The organism is Mesorhizobium sp. BE184 (assembly GCF_031457045.1).
Lineage (GTDB): Bacteria > Pseudomonadota > Alphaproteobacteria > Rhizobiales > Rhizobiaceae > Mesorhizobium.
Genome location: NZ_JAVDVU010000002.1, coordinates 260867 through 277673, shown reverse-complemented (window position 1 = coordinate 277673; position 16807 = coordinate 260867). Strand labels below are relative to the sequence as shown.

17 protein-coding genes, 1 tRNA gene, 2 pseudogenes and 1 riboswitch are annotated in these 16807 nt (G+C 63.1%); of the genes and pseudogenes, 16 read left to right on the top strand and 4 right to left on the bottom strand.

All coding sequences use genetic code 11. The annotated features are described in order from the left end of the window. Positions 1-3 precede the first annotated feature (3 nt). Positions 4-396 carry a Co2+/Mg2+ efflux protein ApaG gene (apaG, locus tag J2X35_RS09520; RefSeq protein ID WP_056114707.1) on the bottom strand — a complete coding sequence of 131 codons (393 nt, stop codon included), beginning with the start codon at positions 394-396 and terminating at the stop codon, positions 4-6. 197 nt (positions 397-593) lie between these two features. Here apaG and J2X35_RS09515 point away from each other — a divergent pair, with 197 nt between their 5' ends. Further along, positions 594-1739 (top strand): ceramide glucosyltransferase, encoded by a 1146-nt coding sequence (locus tag J2X35_RS09515; protein ID WP_310184603.1) that lies wholly within the window; start codon positions 594-596, stop codon positions 1737-1739. Positions 1740-1766: 27 nt separating this feature from the next. Here J2X35_RS09515 and J2X35_RS09510 read toward each other — a convergent pair whose 3' ends face one another. Further along, a complete protein-coding gene (locus J2X35_RS09510) occupies positions 1767-2954 on the bottom strand; it encodes an O-succinylhomoserine sulfhydrylase (protein ID WP_310184601.1) in 1188 nt (395 codons plus the stop codon). A 52-nt stretch (positions 2955-3006) separates the two neighbouring features. Further along, a riboswitch (SAM riboswitch) is annotated at positions 3007-3084 on the bottom strand. A gap of 94 nt (positions 3085-3178) precedes the next feature. On the opposite strand from J2X35_RS09510, the gene J2X35_RS09505 reads away from it, so the two are divergent. Together J2X35_RS09505 and J2X35_RS09500 are read left to right on the top strand one after the other, a co-directional pair. Next, positions 3179-4273 (top strand): 2'-deoxycytidine 5'-triphosphate deaminase, encoded by a 1095-nt coding sequence (locus J2X35_RS09505; protein ID WP_310184599.1) that lies wholly within the window; start codon positions 3179-3181, stop codon positions 4271-4273. A gap of 73 nt (positions 4274-4346) precedes the next feature. Next, a complete protein-coding gene (locus tag J2X35_RS09500; protein ID WP_310186086.1) occupies positions 4347-5099 on the top strand; it encodes an ABC transporter substrate-binding protein in 753 nt (250 codons plus the stop codon). 51 nt (positions 5100-5150) lie between these two features. Here the strand turns inward: J2X35_RS09500 and J2X35_RS09495 are convergent. After that, positions 5151-5224 (bottom strand) — tRNA-Gly (locus J2X35_RS09495). A gap of 211 nt (positions 5225-5435) precedes the next feature. Here J2X35_RS09495 and J2X35_RS09490 point away from each other — a divergent pair. Further along, positions 5436-5780, top strand: coding sequence for a helix-turn-helix transcriptional regulator (locus J2X35_RS09490; RefSeq protein WP_056114722.1), 345 nt, complete (start codon positions 5436-5438; stop codon positions 5778-5780). Positions 5781-5789: 9 nt separating this feature from the next. Beyond that, positions 5790-7058: an arsenite efflux MFS transporter ArsK gene (gene arsK, locus J2X35_RS09485; RefSeq protein WP_310184597.1), complete on the top strand. Its 1269-nt coding sequence runs from the start codon at positions 5790-5792 to the stop codon at positions 7056-7058. Positions 7059-7080: 22 nt separating this feature from the next. Here the strand turns inward: arsK and phnF are convergent, their stop codons facing one another. Further along, positions 7081-7860 (bottom strand): phosphonate metabolism transcriptional regulator PhnF, encoded by a 780-nt coding sequence (gene phnF / locus J2X35_RS09480; RefSeq protein WP_056114725.1) that lies wholly within the window; start codon positions 7858-7860, stop codon positions 7081-7083. Positions 7861-7923: 63 nt separating this feature from the next. On the opposite strand from phnF, the gene phnG reads away from it, so the two are divergent. From phnG to J2X35_RS19845, 11 genes and pseudogenes are all read left to right on the top strand, one after another. Then, positions 7924-8391, top strand: coding sequence for a phosphonate C-P lyase system protein PhnG (phnG, locus tag J2X35_RS09475; protein ID WP_056114729.1), 468 nt, complete (start codon positions 7924-7926; stop codon positions 8389-8391). Continuing rightward, positions 8391-9002 carry a phosphonate C-P lyase system protein PhnH gene (gene phnH, locus J2X35_RS09470; protein WP_310184594.1) on the top strand — a complete coding sequence of 204 codons (612 nt, stop codon included), beginning with the start codon at positions 8391-8393 and terminating at the stop codon, positions 9000-9002. The genes phnG and phnH overlap by 1 nt, the downstream gene beginning before the upstream one ends. Before the next feature lie 2 nt (positions 9003-9004). Next, positions 9005-10126: a carbon-phosphorus lyase complex subunit PhnI gene (locus tag J2X35_RS09465; protein WP_056114735.1), complete on the top strand. Its 1122-nt coding sequence runs from the start codon at positions 9005-9007 to the stop codon at positions 10124-10126. Next, positions 10123-11001: an alpha-D-ribose 1-methylphosphonate 5-phosphate C-P-lyase PhnJ gene (locus tag J2X35_RS09460; protein ID WP_056114738.1), complete on the top strand. Its 879-nt coding sequence runs from the start codon at positions 10123-10125 to the stop codon at positions 10999-11001. The genes J2X35_RS09465 and J2X35_RS09460 overlap by 4 nt, the downstream gene beginning before the upstream one ends. Beyond that, a complete protein-coding gene (gene phnK / locus J2X35_RS09455; RefSeq protein ID WP_310184591.1) occupies positions 11001-11816 on the top strand; it encodes a phosphonate C-P lyase system protein PhnK in 816 nt (271 codons plus the stop codon). Before J2X35_RS09460 ends, phnK begins: the two co-directional genes overlap by 1 nt. 10 nt (positions 11817-11826) lie before the next feature. Next, positions 11827-12534, top strand: coding sequence for a phosphonate C-P lyase system protein PhnL (gene phnL, locus J2X35_RS09450; protein WP_310184589.1), 708 nt, complete (start codon positions 11827-11829; stop codon positions 12532-12534). 2 nt (positions 12535-12536) lie between these two features. Next, positions 12537-13142 (top strand): annotated as a pseudogene (locus J2X35_RS09445) (DapH/DapD/GlmU-related protein); the annotation flags it as partial. Positions 13143-13341: 199 nt separating this feature from the next. Continuing rightward, positions 13342-14190: a phosphonate ABC transporter ATP-binding protein gene (gene phnC, locus J2X35_RS09440; protein WP_310184587.1), complete on the top strand. Its 849-nt coding sequence runs from the start codon at positions 13342-13344 to the stop codon at positions 14188-14190. A 29-nt stretch (positions 14191-14219) separates the two neighbouring features. After that, positions 14220-15209 carry a phosphonate ABC transporter substrate-binding protein gene (phnD, locus tag J2X35_RS09435; RefSeq protein WP_310184586.1) on the top strand — a complete coding sequence of 330 codons (990 nt, stop codon included), beginning with the start codon at positions 14220-14222 and terminating at the stop codon, positions 15207-15209. Positions 15210-15267: 58 nt separating this feature from the next. Next, positions 15268-16086 (top strand): phosphonate ABC transporter, permease protein PhnE, encoded by an 819-nt coding sequence (gene phnE / locus J2X35_RS09430; protein WP_056114756.1) that lies wholly within the window; start codon positions 15268-15270, stop codon positions 16084-16086. A 14-nt stretch (positions 16087-16100) separates the two neighbouring features. Then, positions 16101-16807 (top strand): annotated as a pseudogene (locus tag J2X35_RS19845) (DUF1045 domain-containing protein).

The following is a 16807-nucleotide window of genomic DNA, read 5'->3' as shown; positions in this document are numbered from 1 at the left end:
GGATCAGTTTAGGGTCCGCTTGCCGCGCGGAATGTCGAGCGAGAAAGCGGGAATGGCGATTTCGAACAGTTCGCCGCCCGCGTTTCGCATCGTGTAGCGGCCGACCATGATGCCGGACGGCGTCGAGAGCGGACAGCCTGACGTGTATTGATAGCTGTCGCCCGGATTGAGTTCGGGTTGCTCGCCGATCACCCCATCTCCCCGTACTTCCTTGACGTGGCCCGATTCGTCCGTGATCTGCCAGTAGCGCGACAAAAGCTGCACGAGTTCGTCCGATTGGTTGTCTATGGTGATACGGTAGCCCCACACATAGTGCTTTTCGGAGGGGTCCGACTGCTCTTCCATATAGAACGGCTGGACTTGCACCTCGATGCTGCGCGTGACCGCCCGATACATTCGCGTCTCCAATGCCAAGCGAACGACTCTTCGGCCGCCGGTGCCTGCAGGTCAACAATATCCGACAGGCCATGTCATCGCCCTGACATGAAACGATGATGTTTTCGCGGCAGCCGCGATCTGGCGACTCGTGCCCGATTGAAGGCATTCAAGGAACGGGGCCGTCAAGCGGAACCGTTGCCACGGACCAGGTGCCCATGGAACTGACAGTCGCAGCTTCAGCCGCCTCTCTCACCCTGATCTCCATCAATGTCGTCGGCATTCTTCTCGCTTCTTCCCGGCTCAGGCCACAGGGCGAGTTGCTGGCACCGCAAGCGGACGCGCCGCCGGTCTCGATCGTCATTCCGTCGCGCGGCATGGAATCGTTTACGCAGGAAACGCTGGAGCGGGCCTTCTCGCTGGATTGGCCCGATTATGAGTTGATCTTCTGCATTGCCCATGCCGATGATCCGGTCGCCCCGGTGATCGAGCGTGTCATGGCGCGGTTTCCGCTGGTGCCGGCGCGGCTGCTTGTCGGCGACGATCGCTTCAGCGGCAACCCAAAGCTCAACAACTGCGTCAAGGGCTGGAAGACGGCGCGCCACGAATGGGTAATCCTAGCCGATTCCAACGTGCTGATGCCGCGGGACTACGTGCAGCAGATGATGGCGGCGTGGCACGCCGACACCGGTCTCGTCTGCTCGACGCCCATCGGTTCGCGGCCGGACGGCTTCTGGGCCGAGGTCGAATGCGCGTTCCTCAACACCCTGCAGGCCCGCTGGCAATATACCGGCGCGGCCATCGGCTACGGCTTCGCGCAGGGCAAGAGCATGCTGTGGAACAAGCCAATGCTGGATGCCAACGGTGGCATCCATGCCTTGGCCGCCGAGATCGCCGAGGACGCGGCCGCGACCAAGCTTGTGAATAGCCTCGGCCTGCAGGTCCGGCTTGTCAGTTCGCCCTTCGAGCAGCCGCTCGGCCGCCGCACGCTGCCCGAAATCTGGTCGCGGCAGATACGCTGGGCGCGGTTGCGCAGGGTGACGTTCCCACTGTTCTTCGCGCCGGAAATCCTGATCGGCGCGGCGGTTCCTTTACTGCTTGCGCTATGCGCTGCCTGGAGCCTGGGGCTCAGCATTCCAGTTGTCGCGATGGTCGTGCTCGCCGCCATCTACCTGCCGGAATACGCCCTGGCGCTCGCCAAGGGTTGGCAGGCATCGCCGCGTCTGCTTGCGGCGATGCTGGTGCGCGATGCCATCCTGCCGGCGGTATGGCTGCGCGGTTGGCTGGGCGGCGCAGTCAACTGGCGCGGCAACGAAATGGACATCCGCACCAAAGCCGCCGAGGAAGCCATTTCGGGCGTCTGAACGCAGCCGCCCGCGCGGCACCAAAACTCAGGCGCTGGCCAGCGCCTGTTCGATGTCGGCGATCAGATCGTCCGTGTCCTCCAGGCCGACGGACAGCCGCAGCGTCCCCGGTCCTATGCCGAGTTCCGCCCGCGCCTCTTCGGCGAGGTTCTTGTGCGTCGTCGTCGCCGGATGGGTGATGATGCTCTTGGCGTCGCCGAGATTGTTGGAGATGGTGACGATATCCAGCGCATTGGTGAAGGCGAAAGCCGGCTTCTTGCCGCCCTTCAGGTCGAAGCAGATCAGCGTCGAACCGCCGGTCATCTGCTTGGCGATGATGTCGGCCTGCGGATGGTCGGCGCGGCCCGGATAGATGAGCTTCGAAACCTTGGGATGCTCGGCCAGGAAGTCGGCGATCCTCCCGGCCGCTTCCGTCTGCTGGCGCACGCGCAGGGGCAACGTCTCCAGGCCCTTGAGCAGGACCCAGGCGTTGAACGGCGACATGCTGGGGCCGGTATGACGGAAATAGTCGTGCAGGTTCTCGTCGATCCATTTCTTGTCGGATAGCACGACGCCACCCAGGCAGCGTCCCTGGCCGTCAATGTGCTTGGTGGCCGAATAGACGACGACATGCGCGCCGAGTTCCAGCGGCTTCTGCTGCAAAGGCGTGGCAAAGACGTTATCGACGATCAGCCGCGCGCCGGCGGAATTGGCAATGGCGGCGACGGCGGCGATGTCGACCACTTCCAGCGTCGGATTGGTTGGGCTTTCGAGGAAGAACAGCTTGGTGTTGGGACGCACTGCATCCTGCCAGTTGCTCGTCTGCCTGCCATCGACCAGCGTCGTCTCGATACCGTATCTGGGCGCCAGCGTTTCCACCACCCAGCGGCAGGAGCCGAACAGGGCGCGCGCCGCGACGATATGGTCGCCGGCCTTCAGGCTGCAAAGCACCGCGGCGGTGACGGCCGCCATGCCGGAGGCGGTGGCGCGCGCATCTTCCGCGCCTTCCAGCGCGCACATGCGCTTTTCGAACATGTCGACGGTGGGGTTGGCGTAACGCGAGTAGATGAAGCCCGGTTCCTCGCCCTTGAAACGCGCTTCAGCCTGTTCGGCGCTCTTGTAGTGGTAGCCCTGCGTCAGGAACATCGCTTCCGACAGTTCACCGAACTCGGAACGAAGCGTTCCGGCGTGCACGAGTTGCGTTGCGGGTTTCCAGTTGCGCTTTTTCTCAGTCATGGTCCCTGTTCCGACACAAAAAAACCGGCCGCGAAAGTCGCAACCGGTCCTATGGCTCTCGCCGACGGTCCTTTAGCGACTTGTTTAACGTGGCTGCAAGCCGACCGGCCAAATCACCACGGGATAAAGGTCCTTTAGACCCGGGGCCGGCTTGCGTCAATCGCCGGCTTGATTAAGAGGTTAGGCCAGCGGCCTCCGATCGGCCTATCAGCGGAACCAGAGCCTTGCGGCAGACCGGAATTCTCCCAGACCAGGATATAGCGGCGCTGTTTGCGGCCGGCGCGCTCAAGAGCGAGCGCCCGCTCGACGCTGACCAGATTCAGCCGGCCAGCCTCGATCTGAGGCTCGGCGCAACCGCCTACCGGGTGCGCGCCTCCTTCCTGCCGGGACCGGACAGCACGGTCGCCGAGAAGCTGGAACGCCTGAAGCTGCACGAGATCAACCTGACCGAGGGCTCGGTTCTGGAGACCGGTTGCGTCTACATCGTGCCGCTGCTCGAAAGCCTGGCGCTCCCGGGGGAGATTTCCGCTTCGGCCAATCCGAAGAGCTCCACCGGACGTTTGGACATTTTCACCCGGGTCATGACCGATCGCGGGCACGAATTCGACAAGATCGCTGCCGGCTACGAGGGACCGCTCTATCTCGAAGTCAGCCCGCGGACGTTTCCGATCGTCGTGCGGGCCGGGTCGCGCCTGTCGCAAATCCGCTTCCGGACCGGCAACGCTTTGCTGTCGGAAACGGAACTGCACGCGCTGCACCGCGCCGAGACGCTGGTGGCGGTCGACCCGCCCAACATCTCCGGCGGAGGCATCGCGCTGTCGATCGACCTTGCCGGCGACAAGGATGGGCTGATCGGCTATCGCGGCAAGCATCACACCGGACTGGTCGATGTCGACAAGCGCGCCGCCCAGGATGTTTCCGGCTTCTGGGAACCGCTCTACAAGAGCGGCGCCGGCGAGCTCGTTCTCGATCCGGACGAGTTCTACATTCTGGTGTCGCGCGAGGCGGTGCATGTGCCGCCGCTCTACGCGGCGGAGATGACGCCCTTTGACCCGCTGGTCGGCGAGTTTCGCGTCCATTATGCAGGCTTCTTCGATCCGGGTTTCGGACATTCGGCCGCCGGCGGCACCGGCAGCCGCGCGGTGCTCGAGGTGCGCAGCCACGAGGTGCCGTTCATCCTCGATCATGGGCAGATCGTCGGACGGCTGGTTTATGAGTACATGCTGAAGCGGCCTTCGGCACTTTACGGAACCGATCTTGGTTCCAATTATCAGGCGCAGGGCCTGAAACTGTCGAAACATTTCCGCGCCGCGCGCTGAAGCGGCCACGGCGTCGTCGCAGGCGCCGGGTTTTGCCGCGTCGCGCCAGGAGAAAAGCATGAAAATTTCAGGATTGCTCGCGTCTCTGCTCGGCCTGGCCATGGTCGCCGCGACCTGCCTTCCGGCCAACGCGCAATCGAAGCTGAGGATCGCCACGGAAGGCGCTTATCCCCCCTTCAACAGCGTAACAGCGGACGGCAAGATCGTTGGCTTCGACGTCGACATCGCCAATGCTCTCTGTGCGCGGCTGAAGGTGGAATGCGAGATCGTCGCCCAGGACTGGGATGGCCTCATTCCCGGTCTCCAGGCCGGCAAGTTCGACATGATCGTCGCTTCCATGACCGTCACCGATGAACGCAAGAAGCAGATCGCCTTCACGCATAAATACTACGCCACGCCCTTTTCCCTTGTGGCTCCGAAGGCCAGCGACATTTCCGGCACCGTGGCAGCCGCGTTCAAGGGCAAAGCGTTGGGCGCGCAAGCTTCCACCGTGCTCGGCGACTATGCCCAGAAGGTCTACGGCAAGGCCGGCGCCGACGTGAAGCTCTACCCGTCGCAGGAGGAGGCGATGGCTGATCTCATGAACGGACGTCTCGACGCCGTCCTTTCCGACAAGTTCTTCCTGATGAGCTGGCTCAAGGGCGTTGACGGTGCATGTTGCAGGATGCTCGGCGATATCGACGGCACGGCGGCCGAAGCTGGCATCGGCGTTCGTCTGGATAACACCGAATTGCGCGACAGCCTCAACGCCGCGCTGGATGCGATCCGCGCCGACGGCACCTACAGGAAAATCCAGGCGAAGTATTTCGACTTCGATATTTACTGACGAAGCCGTGCTTCCGCGCGGGGCGCGCCGTGGGATTTGACGATTGGAAGCTGGAGCGGGCAGCGGGAATCGAACCCGCACGAAAAGCTTGGGAAGCTTCCAGGCTACCACTACATCATGCCCGCGCTGGCGGCTTCGTATCATGAGGTCAACCGTTCGGGCAATCGGCAAGATCAAGCTTTGTGCTATCTCGGTGACACCGCGTGCCACCCGGCTGGTCGTAATCGCATCAAAGTCCGAACCGCTCTCCATGTACGGTCGAATTGTCGCAACTCATCTTGCCCGGTCCAGGAAATGGGAATATCCATATTTCAACATTCATAGGATTATAGAAATATGGAAGAACGTCAGGCCCTGCTGGCCTTTCATGCGCTGTCGCAGGAAACCAGGCTTCGGATCCTGCGTTTGCTTGTTGTCGCCGGCGCCACAGGCATGGCGGCCGGCGCCATAGCCGAAAAGGCGCAAGTCTCTGCGTCAAATGTCAGCTTTCATCTCAAGGAACTGGAGCAGGCAGGGCTTCTCGCCACACGCCGAGAGTCCCGGTGGATCATCTACACCGCCAGATACGATACCCTGAAAGGGCTTATCCGTTTCCTGATGGATGATTGTTGCGCAGGACAGCTGGACGTTGCCTCTCCGCCTCCCGCACCGGACAAGCATCCGCCGATGGCGAAACCGTAGGTGTTGGCAATGACCGCTCCACCCGACCCTGAGATGGTTCCGGTCCGAGTGCCGATTGAGGAAGATTCGACTCCGCTGCCGATTGAAAGGCGATCTGCGATCAAAGTTGTCGTCGCTCTCGGCATCACCCAGATCATCGGCTACGGAACGCTGTATTATAGTTTCAGCATTCTGGCTGACGACATGGCCGGCGATTTCGGCTGGTCCACCGAATGGATATTCGCGGTGCTCTCGGCGGCCCTGCTGGTGGGTGGACTGGCGGCCCCGCTGCTGGGGCGCTGGATTGATCGGTTCGGCGCGGGGCGGGCGATGACCGCCGGCTCAATCCTGGCAGCAATCGCGCTTATTGCCTGCGCCTGTGCGCTAAACGGTCCGTCCTTCATTCTCGCGCTCATCGCCATCCAGGTAGCGTCGAACCTGGTGCAATATGGTGCCGCGTTCGCCCTGCTGGTGCAGATCGGCCCCGGAACGGCGCAGCGCAGCATCGTTCATCTGACCCTTATCGGCGGCTTCGCTTCAACCGTGTTCTGGCCGGTTACCACGGCGCTGCACGCCTATATGCCGTGGCAGGAGGTCTATTTGATCTTTGCGGCGCTGAATTTGGTTGTCGCGGTCCCGTTACATGCCTGGCTGTCCAAAAGACGGACAACCGTGGCATCGACTGCCGAACCGCCCGTCAGCCATCTCGCCGGCTCCCTGGGGCCATCGAGGCGACATGCGGGCTTCATCATCATGGTCAGCGCCTTCGCGCTGCAAAGCCTGATCAGCGCCGCGATCCTTGTCCATATGATTCCGCTGCTTTCCGGCCTCGGTCTCGGCACGATGGCTGCAGTCGTTGGCACGCTGTTCGGACCGTCCCAGGTCCTGAGCCGATTTGTGACCATGATCATGCGCCAGCAACCGCCTTTAAGATTGGCGGCAATCTCGGCTGGCCTCATGACCGCCGGGGTGGCGGTGCTTGATGCTGCGACGCCATCCACTGCAGCTGCGATGGCATTCGCGGTCATCTTCGGCATGGGCAACGGCCTGTTCAGCATCGTCACTGGCACATTGCCACTGGTGCTGTTTGGCAGCGAAGGTTACGGTCGCCTTCAGGGCCGCGCCATGGCCGCCCGGCTGATCGTGTCGGCGGTCGCGCCATTCGCCTTTGCCGCAGTCATGGTTCGACTGGGCGTGCCGGCGTCCCTGTTGATCGTCGTGGTCCTCGGTCTTGCCGCCTTGCTCTTGCTGGCCGCCATCGGCCGGCTGGTCAAACAGGACAGGAACGCCGCTACCTGACCCGTCACCCCCTTCGGCGCGGTCAATCGACGGTCGTCTTGCCTTGCGATTCCACCACGAGTTCGACGCGGTCAGCGGGGAACCGCGTTCTCGAATACTGAAAGGGATCGCCCTTCATATCCACGTTGATCGCGTGGGTGACGATCACGACGGCGCCGGGTGAAAGCCGCAGGTCGCGTGCATCGGCCTCGTCGGCGTGGCGCGCCTCGATCCGCGTTGAAGCGCGCAGATAGTCCTCGACGCCGAATTTGCGCAGGGCTGCACTGAGCGACCCCGCATCGGCATAAGCTTCGGCAATGGTAGGGAAACGCTGCGCATCGAACCAGGATGTGGCGCGCGATACCGGCACGCCGTCAGCGCTCCCGCGCGCTTCCACTCTGATAACCTTTGAGCCGGCTTCGAGACCGAGCGCTTTGGCGATCTCCGTGCTGGCGGATTCCTGCACGCCGGCGAATATGTCGGTGTGGCGCTCGCGAGCCTGGCTCCCCAGCCCTGTCGAAAAGCGCGTGCGTTCGCCGATCGGATAGACGAGACGCTTCTGCCGGCGTGCAAAGGTGCCGCGACCATGGACCGGATGCAGCACGCCTTCGTGGGCGAGCGCGGCGATGGCCGCCCGCACTGTGTGCCTGTTGACGCCGAACCGCTCGGCCAGAGCTGCTTCGGGCGGCAGCCGTCCTTCCGCTCCGGCGAGGGTTCCTGCGGCAAGTCCGCCCCGGATGTCATCGGCGATCTGACGCCACAGCGCGACACCAACGCCGCGCTGGATCGCCCGTCTTTTCCCCGTCGTCCCAGCCCCTGTCATGTGTCTGTCATCCCAACCCGCTACGAGTCCGATAAGTCATCGAGTTGTATAGATCAATAGACAATGAAAAACAAGACGCAGGCGGCCGGCGATACAATGGCCAGGCAAAGAAGAATGCGGGTTCTGGCGTTGAGCGACGCTGAAACGCTGCGGTCCCGCTACGCCGCGTTGGGCGCGGAGCCGCCCCATAGCCTGTTGCGTGGACCTGAGACCGGTCTGGTCATGCTGCGCGGCCGCATTGGTGGCACGGGGGAAGCGTTCAATGTCGGCGAAGCAACCGTTACGCGGGCGACGGTGAAGTTGGCGGATGGCTCCGTTGGCCACGCCATGGCGCTCGGCCGGGTGCCGGAGAAAGTCCGTCAGGCGGCGGTGATCGATGCGCTGTGTCAAGACGGCGCGCGGGCCACTCTCATCGACGCCGAATTCATCGCCCCGATCGAGCAGGCGCTTGCGCAGGCCGACGAACGGCGGCGGCGAGAAACTGCGGCCACCAGGGTCGATTTCTTTACTCTGGTGCGGGGAGAAGACTGATGTTCGCGCAACCTTCGGCTCTGGAAGGCGGGTTCGCCCGGCCGGTCATGGATGCTCAGGCGGTGTTCCGCACGGTCATGGATGCCATGGCCAGGCCGGCGCGCGTCGTGCCTTTGAATCCGATGGTGACGCCGCCCGCGCCTCTGTCGCCGGCCGTTGCCGCAATCGCCTGCACCCTGTTCGATGCGGAGGCCGATTTCTGGCTGGATTCGCGCCTGGCAAGCCATGGCGCGGTTGTGGACTGGCTGGTGTTCCACACCGGCGCGCGTTCGGCGCCGAAGCCTGTGGACGCTGCTTTCGCGCTGGTCACCGATATTGCAACCATGCCGCCGCTCGATCGCTTCGCCCAAGGCACGCAGGAATATCCAGACCGTTCAACGACGCTGGTGATGCAACTGCCAAGCCTCGCAGGCGGGAGCGAGATGACGTTCCAGGGCCCGGGAATCAAGGGCCACGCCAGCATCGCGCCGCGGGGATTGCCGGCCAGTTTCGCCGACCAGTGGCGGGCCAACGGCGAGCGGTTCCCGCGCGGGGTGGACGTGATCTTGGCGGATGCGGAAGCGGTCCTCTGCCTGCCGCGCTCCGCGCGTCTCGTCAACGCGGAGGGATAGACATGTATGTCGCTGTGAAAGGTGGCGAAGCCGCCATCGACAATGCGCATAGCCTGCTGGCCGACCGTCGCCGCGGTGACCGCTCTGTGCCGTCGCTGACCCTGGATCAGATTGCAGAGCAATTGGCGCTCGGCGTCGACCGTGTGATGAGCGAAGGCTCGCTCTATGATCGCCGCTTGGCCGCGCTTGCCATCAAGCAGTCGCGTGGGGATCTGATCGAGGCGATCTTCCTCGTCCGCGCCTACCGCACGACGTTGCCGCGCTTCGGTCATTCCGAGCCGGTCGATACAGGCGCGATGGCGGTCGAGCGGCGCATCTCGGCCTGCTACAAGGATTTGCCCGGCGGCCAGCTTCTAGGCCCCACTTTCGACTACACCCACCGTTTGCTCGACGCCGAACTTGAGGGTGACCCGGAAATTCCTGCGGGGGCGACGCGCGACGGCCCTCCGGAAGCCGTAACGCGGATTGCCGACATTCTAGGCGCGGAAGGCCTGATCGAAGAGGATTTTCCGGCCACCGGTCAGCCTGGCGACATAAACCAGACGCCGATGGAATTCCCGCTGTCGCGGGCCATGCGGCTTCAATCCCTGTCGCGCGGCGACGAAGGCTTCCTGCTGGCGCTGGGCTATTCGACGCAGCGCGGCTATGCCCGTAGCCATCCCTTCGCCGGCGAGATCCGCATTGGCGAGGTTGAGGTCGAAGTCTTCCTTCCGGAACTCGGTTTCGCCGTAGCGGTCGGGCGCGTGAAGCTGACCGAATGCCAGATGGTCAATCAGTTCAAGGGGTCGGCGAAGGCGCCGCCGCAGTTCACCCGTGGTTATGGGCTGGTCTTCGGTCAGTCGGAACGCAAGGCGATGGCCATGGCGCTGTGCGACAGGGCGTTGCGTGCGCAGGAATTCGGCGAGGATGTGGTTGCGCCGGCCCAGGACGAGGAATTCGTCGTCTCGCATTGCGACAATGTCCAGGCGACCGGCTTCGTCGAACATCTGAAGCTCCCGCATTACGTGGATTTCCAGGCCGAACTCGGACTGGTTCGCACCATGCGCGCCGAATATGAGGCGGGTCTGGGCGCCCCCGCTGTCGAAACCCCGCCCACCATCGAAATCCGGGAGGCGGCGGAATGAACGCGCATCATCAAGCTTCCAACTACAATTTTGCCTATCTCGACGAACAGACCAAGCGGATGATCCGCCGGGCGATCCTGAAGGCGATCGCCATACCCGGATATCAGGTCCCCTTCGCCAGCCGCGAGATGCCGATGCCGTACGGCTGGGGCACCGGCGGGGTGCAGGTCACCGCCGCCATCCTCGGTCCTGAAGATGTCTTGAAAGTGATCGATCAGGGGGCCGACGACACAACGAATGCGGTGTCGATCCGCAAATTCTTCCAGCGCGTCGCCGACGTCGAGACTACGACGAAGACCGCGGATGCAACGATCATCCAGACCCGCCACAGGATTCCGGAAACGCCGCTGCGGCTGGGGCAGGTGCTCGTCTATCAGGTGCCCATTCCCGAGCCGCTGCGCTTCCTGGAGCCGCGTGAGACGGAAACGCGCAAGATGCACGCGCTTGAGGAATACGGGCTCATGCATGTGAAGCTTTACGAGGATATCGCCCGCAACGGCCATATCGCCACCACCTACGCCTACCCGGTCAAGGTCGAAGGCCGGTACGTCATGGACCCGTCGCCGACGCCGAAATTCGACAATCCAAAGATGCACATGTCGGAAGCGCTGCAACTTTTCGGAGCCGGCCGGGAAAAGCGCATCTACGCCCTGCCGCCCTATACCGAAGTCGTCAGCCTCGATTTCGAAGATCATCCGTTTGAAGTGCAGCGTTTCGACAAGCCCTGCGCTCTCTGCGGCGCCGAGGCCGTCTATCTGGACGAGGTCGTGCTGGATGATCGCGGCGGCCGCATGTTTGTGTGCTCGGATACCGATCATTGCGAAACCCGCCGAGTCGAAGGGCATCGTGGTGAAATGGGCGGGGAGGCAGCGTGATGAGCCCTCTGGTCTCCACTGAAGAAAGACAGCACGAAACGAGCGACCAGCCGCTGCTGTCGGTGCGTTCGCTCGGCAAGATGTATGGCAGCCGCATCGGTTGCGCAGGCATCGATTTCGACGTCTGGCCGGGCGAAGTCATGGCCATCGTCGGCGAGTCCGGTTCGGGCAAGACCACGCTTCTCAATTGCATTTCCACCCGGCTGGCGCCGACCTCGGGCACGGTCTCCTATCGCATGCGCGACGGCATGGTCCGCGATCTCTACCAGCTTGGAGAGGCCGAGCGCCGCTTCTTGCTGCGAACCGACTGGGGGTTTGTCCACCAGAACCCGGCGGATGGACTGCGCATGACGGTGTCGGCAGGCGCCAATGTCGGCGAGCGCCTGATGGCGGTCGGCGAGCGCCATTATGGCCGCATCCGCGAAACTGCGACCGATTGGCTGGGGCGTGTCGAGATCGATGCCAACCGCATCGACGACCAGCCGCGCGCTTTTTCCGGCGGCATGCGGCAGCGGCTTCAGATCGCGCGCAATCTCGTTACGTCGCCCCGTCTGGTGTTCATGGACGAGCCCACCGGCGGCCTCGATGTCTCGGTGCAGGCCCGCCTGCTTGACCTGCTGCGCGGGCTGGTGTCGGACCTCGGCCTCGCCGCCATTGTCGTCACCCACGATCTCGCCGTGGCGCGGCTTCTCTCCCATCGCATGGTCGTGATGAAGGAGGGCCGGATTGTCGAACAAGGCCTCACCGACCGGCTGCTGGACGACCCGCAGGCGCCTTACACGCAACTTCTCGTTTCCTCCATCCTGCAGGTCTGAGGCAGCGTCGATGTCACTTTTGCTTTCCGTTTCCGGCCTCTCGAAAACCTTCACCATGCATCTGCGCGGCGGTTTGGCGCTTCCGGTCATCTCCGGAGCCAGTTTCGAGCTTATGTCAGGCCGCTGCGCCGTCCTCGGCGGTCCCTCTGGCGCCGGCAAAAGCTCGATCCTGAAAATGCTCTACGGCAATTATGCCGCCGACGGCGGATCGATACGGGTGCGGCATGACGGCGAGGACATCGATCTGGCGACGGCATCGCCGCGTAAGGTGATCGAGGTTCGGCAGCGCACCATCGGTTACGTCAGCCAGTTCCTGCGCGTCGTGCCGCGCATCGGCGCGCTGGACATCGTTGCCGAGCCACTGGTCGATCGCGGCGTCGAGCGCAGCGCCGCGACGGAACGGGCGGCGGTTCTGCTGGCCCGGCTGAACCTGCCGGAGCGGCTGTGGCGTCTGCCGCCGGCGACATTTTCCGGCGGTGAACAGCAGCGCGTCAATGTCGCGCGCGGTTTCATCACCGATCATCCGATCCTGCTGCTGGATGAGCCCACCGCTTCGCTCGATGCCGCCAACCGCGCCGTCGTGGTCGACATGATCGACGAGAAGAAGCGGGCCGGTACAGCCGTTCTCGGCATATTCCATGACGCGGAAGTGCGTGCCGCTGTCGCCGATACAATCATCGACGTTGCAGGCTTCGCACCCGACCGGAGGGCTGCCTGACCATGCCGCGCCTGTCAGAAACGCCTCGGATCGATCCAACCGCCGTGGTCGAGGATTGCGAATTTGGCCGTTATACCGAGGTCAGGGAAGGCTGCCGCCTCTCCGAAACCGTTCTCGGCGACTATTCCTATCTGATGCAGGACTGCCAGACTTGGTGCGTCACCATCGGCAAGTTCGCCAACATCGCTGCATCCGTTCGCATCAATGCCACGCATCATCCGATGACGCGGGCGACGTTGCACCACTTCACCTATCGCGCCGGCGACTATTTCGAGGACGCCGGACACGAGCCGGATTTCTTCGCCGCCCGCCGCGCCAAGCGGGTGGTCATCGGCCATGACACCTGGATCGGCCACGGCGCCGTCATCCTGCCCGGCGTTACCATCGGCGATGGCGCTGTAGTGGGATCTGGCGCCGTCGTCACCCGCGATGTCGCGCCCTACGCGATCGTCGGCGGCGTGCCGGCCCGACTTATCCGGATGCGGTTTCCGGCCGACATCGCGGCCAGGATGCGCACTCTGGCCTGGTGGGATTGGGATCATGCGCAGCTACGCGCCGGGTTGGAAGATTTCCGCACCCTTTCGGCCGAGCAATTTCTCGACCGCTACGAACCGGCGGCTGCGCATCACGCGCCTGTGGACGGTCATGAAACTGACATCGGACCGCAATCCCCGCGTCACGGGCGACCGTTAGTTGCGGAGCAGGACTGGGCCCAACCGCTCGGGACATCGGGCGGATAACGGCAGCCGGAACGGTTTTTGCCCATCATCATCGTCACCGCCAGCAATCAACAAAGGAAAGACCGCAATGGGTGCCATATCCATCAGAAATCTCTCCAAGACATTTGGCAAGAAGCTGGCGCTGGACAATGTCAGTCTCGACATCGGCAGCGGCGAAATGGTCGCCCTGATCGGCGCGTCTGGCTCCGGCAAGAGCACGCTCATCCGGCATATTTGCGGCCTGGAGACGGCGCAGTATGGCGGCGGGGCGATCGACATCATGGGTTCGCAAATCCAGGGCGGCGGACGGCTGGCGCATGGCGCCAGGCGGCTGCGCCGCGATGTCGGCGTCGTGTTCCAGCAGTTCAACCTCGTCGGACGCCTGTCGGTGCTTTCGAATGTACTGCTCGGCAATCTGGGACGGATCTCGCTTTGGCGGGGCACGTTCGGCCTGTTCACGGGCGAAGAGAAACGAGCAGCGCGTGAAGCGCTGGCGCGGGTCGGCATCCCGGAAGTTGGCTGGCAGCGCGCCTCGACGCTTTCCGGCGGCCAGCAGCAGCGCGCGGCCATCGCCCGCACACTGGTGCAGAAGTCCCGAATCCTGCTCGCCGATGAACCGATCGCATCGCTGGATCCGTCTTCGGCGCGGCGCGTCATGGAAGTGCTGGCGACGGTGAACCGGGAAAACGGCATCACCTGCGTCGTCTCACTGCATCAGGTCGAATATGCCCGCCGCTATTGCCCGCGCACAATCGCCCTTCGCGACGGTCGCATCGTCTTCGACGGCCCATCGGCGGAACTGACCAACGCCATGCTGGTGGAACTTTACGGCGACGGTTCCGAGGAACTGGTCCTTCCGGATATCGAGGCGCCGAAGAAAACCCCGTCCCGTCCCGTCAGCCCGGTTCTGAAGCCAGCCGGCGTGTTTGCAGCCTGAACAATCCCCGAACCCAAAAGGAAAAATCCATGAACGTCTTTTTGAAGACCTTAGCGGCGGCCACGCTTGCCCTCACGGTGACTGCGGCCCATGCCGACACGATCGATTTCGGCATCATATCGACCGAATCCCAGCAGAATTTGAAGCCGAAATGGGAGCCCTTCCTGGCCGATATGGCGAAGAGCACCGGCCTCGACATCAAGCCCTTCTTCGCATCGGACTATTCCGGCGTAATCGAAGGCATGCGGTTCAAGAAGGTGCAGTTGGCCTGGTACGGCAACAAGTCGGCCATGGAAGCGGTCGATCGCGCCGAAGGCGAAGTCTTCGTCCAGACGGTCAGCGTCGAAGGCGAGCCCGGCTATTGGTCGCTGATCCTGGCGCCCAAGGACAGCAAGCTCAATTCAGTCGAGGATTTGCTGAAATGCGACCAGTCGCTGAACTTCGGTCTAGGCGATGTGAATTCGACCTCCGGCTACCTGGTGCCGACGACCTTCATCTTTGTGGCCAACAAGGTCGACCCCAAGACCTGCTTCAAGAACGTCACGAATTCCAACCATGAGACCAACGCCATGGCGGTGGCCAACGGCCAGCTCGACGCCGCCGCCAACAACACCGAAAACATGACTTTGATCGAAAAGAACAATCCGGAAGCCTTCGCCAAGATCAAGATCATCTGGAAATCGCCGCTCATCCCGGCCGATCCGATCGTCTGGCGCAAGGATCTTTCCGCGGAGACGAAGGCCAAGATCAAGGATTTCTTCCTCACCTACGGCACCGACAAGTCGAAGGGCGATGCAGCCAAGGAAAGGGAAGTCCTGGCCGGTCTTGAATGGGCGCCCTTCCGCGAATCCAGCAACGATCAGCTGCTGCCGATCCGCGTGATGGAGCTGACCAAGTCGATCGCCAAGATCGAGGCCGACACCAAGCTCTCGGCGGATGACAAGAAGGCCAAGATCGAAAAGCTAGAAGCCGAAAAGAACGGCTACGAAGCCAAGATCAAGGCCAGCAACCAGAGCTGACATCTTCTGACGCTGCGCCGGCCGGAAATCCGGCCGGCGTCATGCATTCGAGGCACACATGACGCATCTCGCCGACAGTCCTCCCCTCAAGGCGCCTCGCCCGGAAATCGCGCGCGACTGGACGCGCACGCTGTGGACAGCCTTCATCTGGATCGCCCTGGCGCTCCTGCTGATCTGGAGCTGGGGGCCAGCCGAGATGTCGCGGTGGACTTATCTGTTCACCGATGCCGACAACATGGCCAGCTATGCGGCGGGTTTTGCGAACCCGAACTTCTCCGAATGGCGCTACTATCTCGCGGAAATGGGCGTCACCATCCAGATCGCGCTGTGGGGTACGTTTCTGGCGGCTGTTCTCGCGATCCCCTTCGGGGTGCTTTCGGCCCGCAACATGGCGCCCTGGTACATCGTCCAGCCGGTCCGCCGCCTCATGGACATATTCCGCTCCATCCACGAATTGGTGTTTGCGGTGCTTTTCGTGGTCGCCGTCGGCCTTGGACCGTTCGCTGGCGTCATGGCGCTGTTCATCCACACCACAGGCATCCTGGCCAAGCTTTTCTCCGAAGCCGTGGAGGCTGTCGATCCTCGGCCCGTCGAGGCGATCCGCTCGACTGGCGCGACTCGCCTGCAGGAGGTCGTCTTCGGCGTCATCCCCCAGGTCATGCCGCTGTGGGTTTCCTATGCACTCTACCGCTTCGAATCGAATGTCCGCGCCGCAACGGTGCTCGGCGTCATCGGCGCCGGCGGCATCGGCCAGGTCCTCTTCGAATCCATTCGCGGCTTCTACTATGGCGAGGCCGCGGCAATGCTCATCATCATGCTGGTGACGGTCTCGTTGATCGACCTTCTGTCGCAACAGCTGCGCAAGCTGTTTCTCTGAAGTGTGAATCGGCCATGCGATACGCCCTGTATTTTACGCCACCTCCCTCGCACCCGCTGACCGCGGCCGCGTCGCGTTGGCTGGGCCGTGACGCCTTCAGCGGCGGCATGCAGCCTTTGCCGCACGTCTCCGGAGTGACCGCGCTGCAGGGAGAACGTCTCGTCGGAGAGCCGCGTCGCTACGGTTTCCACGGCACGCTGGTCGCACCGTTCAGGTTGAGCCCCGCCGCCACGCCGGACCAGCTTGGCCGCTTGGCCGAAACCTTCTGCGCGGATCTGAGACCCTTCGAATTGCCGAAGCTCGAAATCGTGCGGATCGGCCGTTTCTTCGCCCTCTGCCCGAGCGTAGAGACAGCCGGATCGATACTCTTGCCGCTTCGGCGGTCGATCATTTCAACCCGTTGCGGGCGCCGCTGGACGAAGCCGAAATCGCAAGACGCAAGCCGGACGCCCTGACGGCGCGGCAGCAGGCGTACCTGCTTCGCTACGGATACCCATACGTCAAGGAAGAATTCCGCTTCCACATGACGCTGACCGGCCCGGTCGATGCCGGGGAGGAAGCCCCCGTGCAGGCTGCCCTGCAGGCCTGGTTCGAACCGGTGCTGGCGGAGCCGATATCGGTCGAAAGCCTGTGCATTTTCAACGAACCGGAAACGGGCGCTCCGTTCGTCGTTTTGAGCCGCCACGCATTCGCCGCCGCGACGGCGAGAAAGATCGCCTGA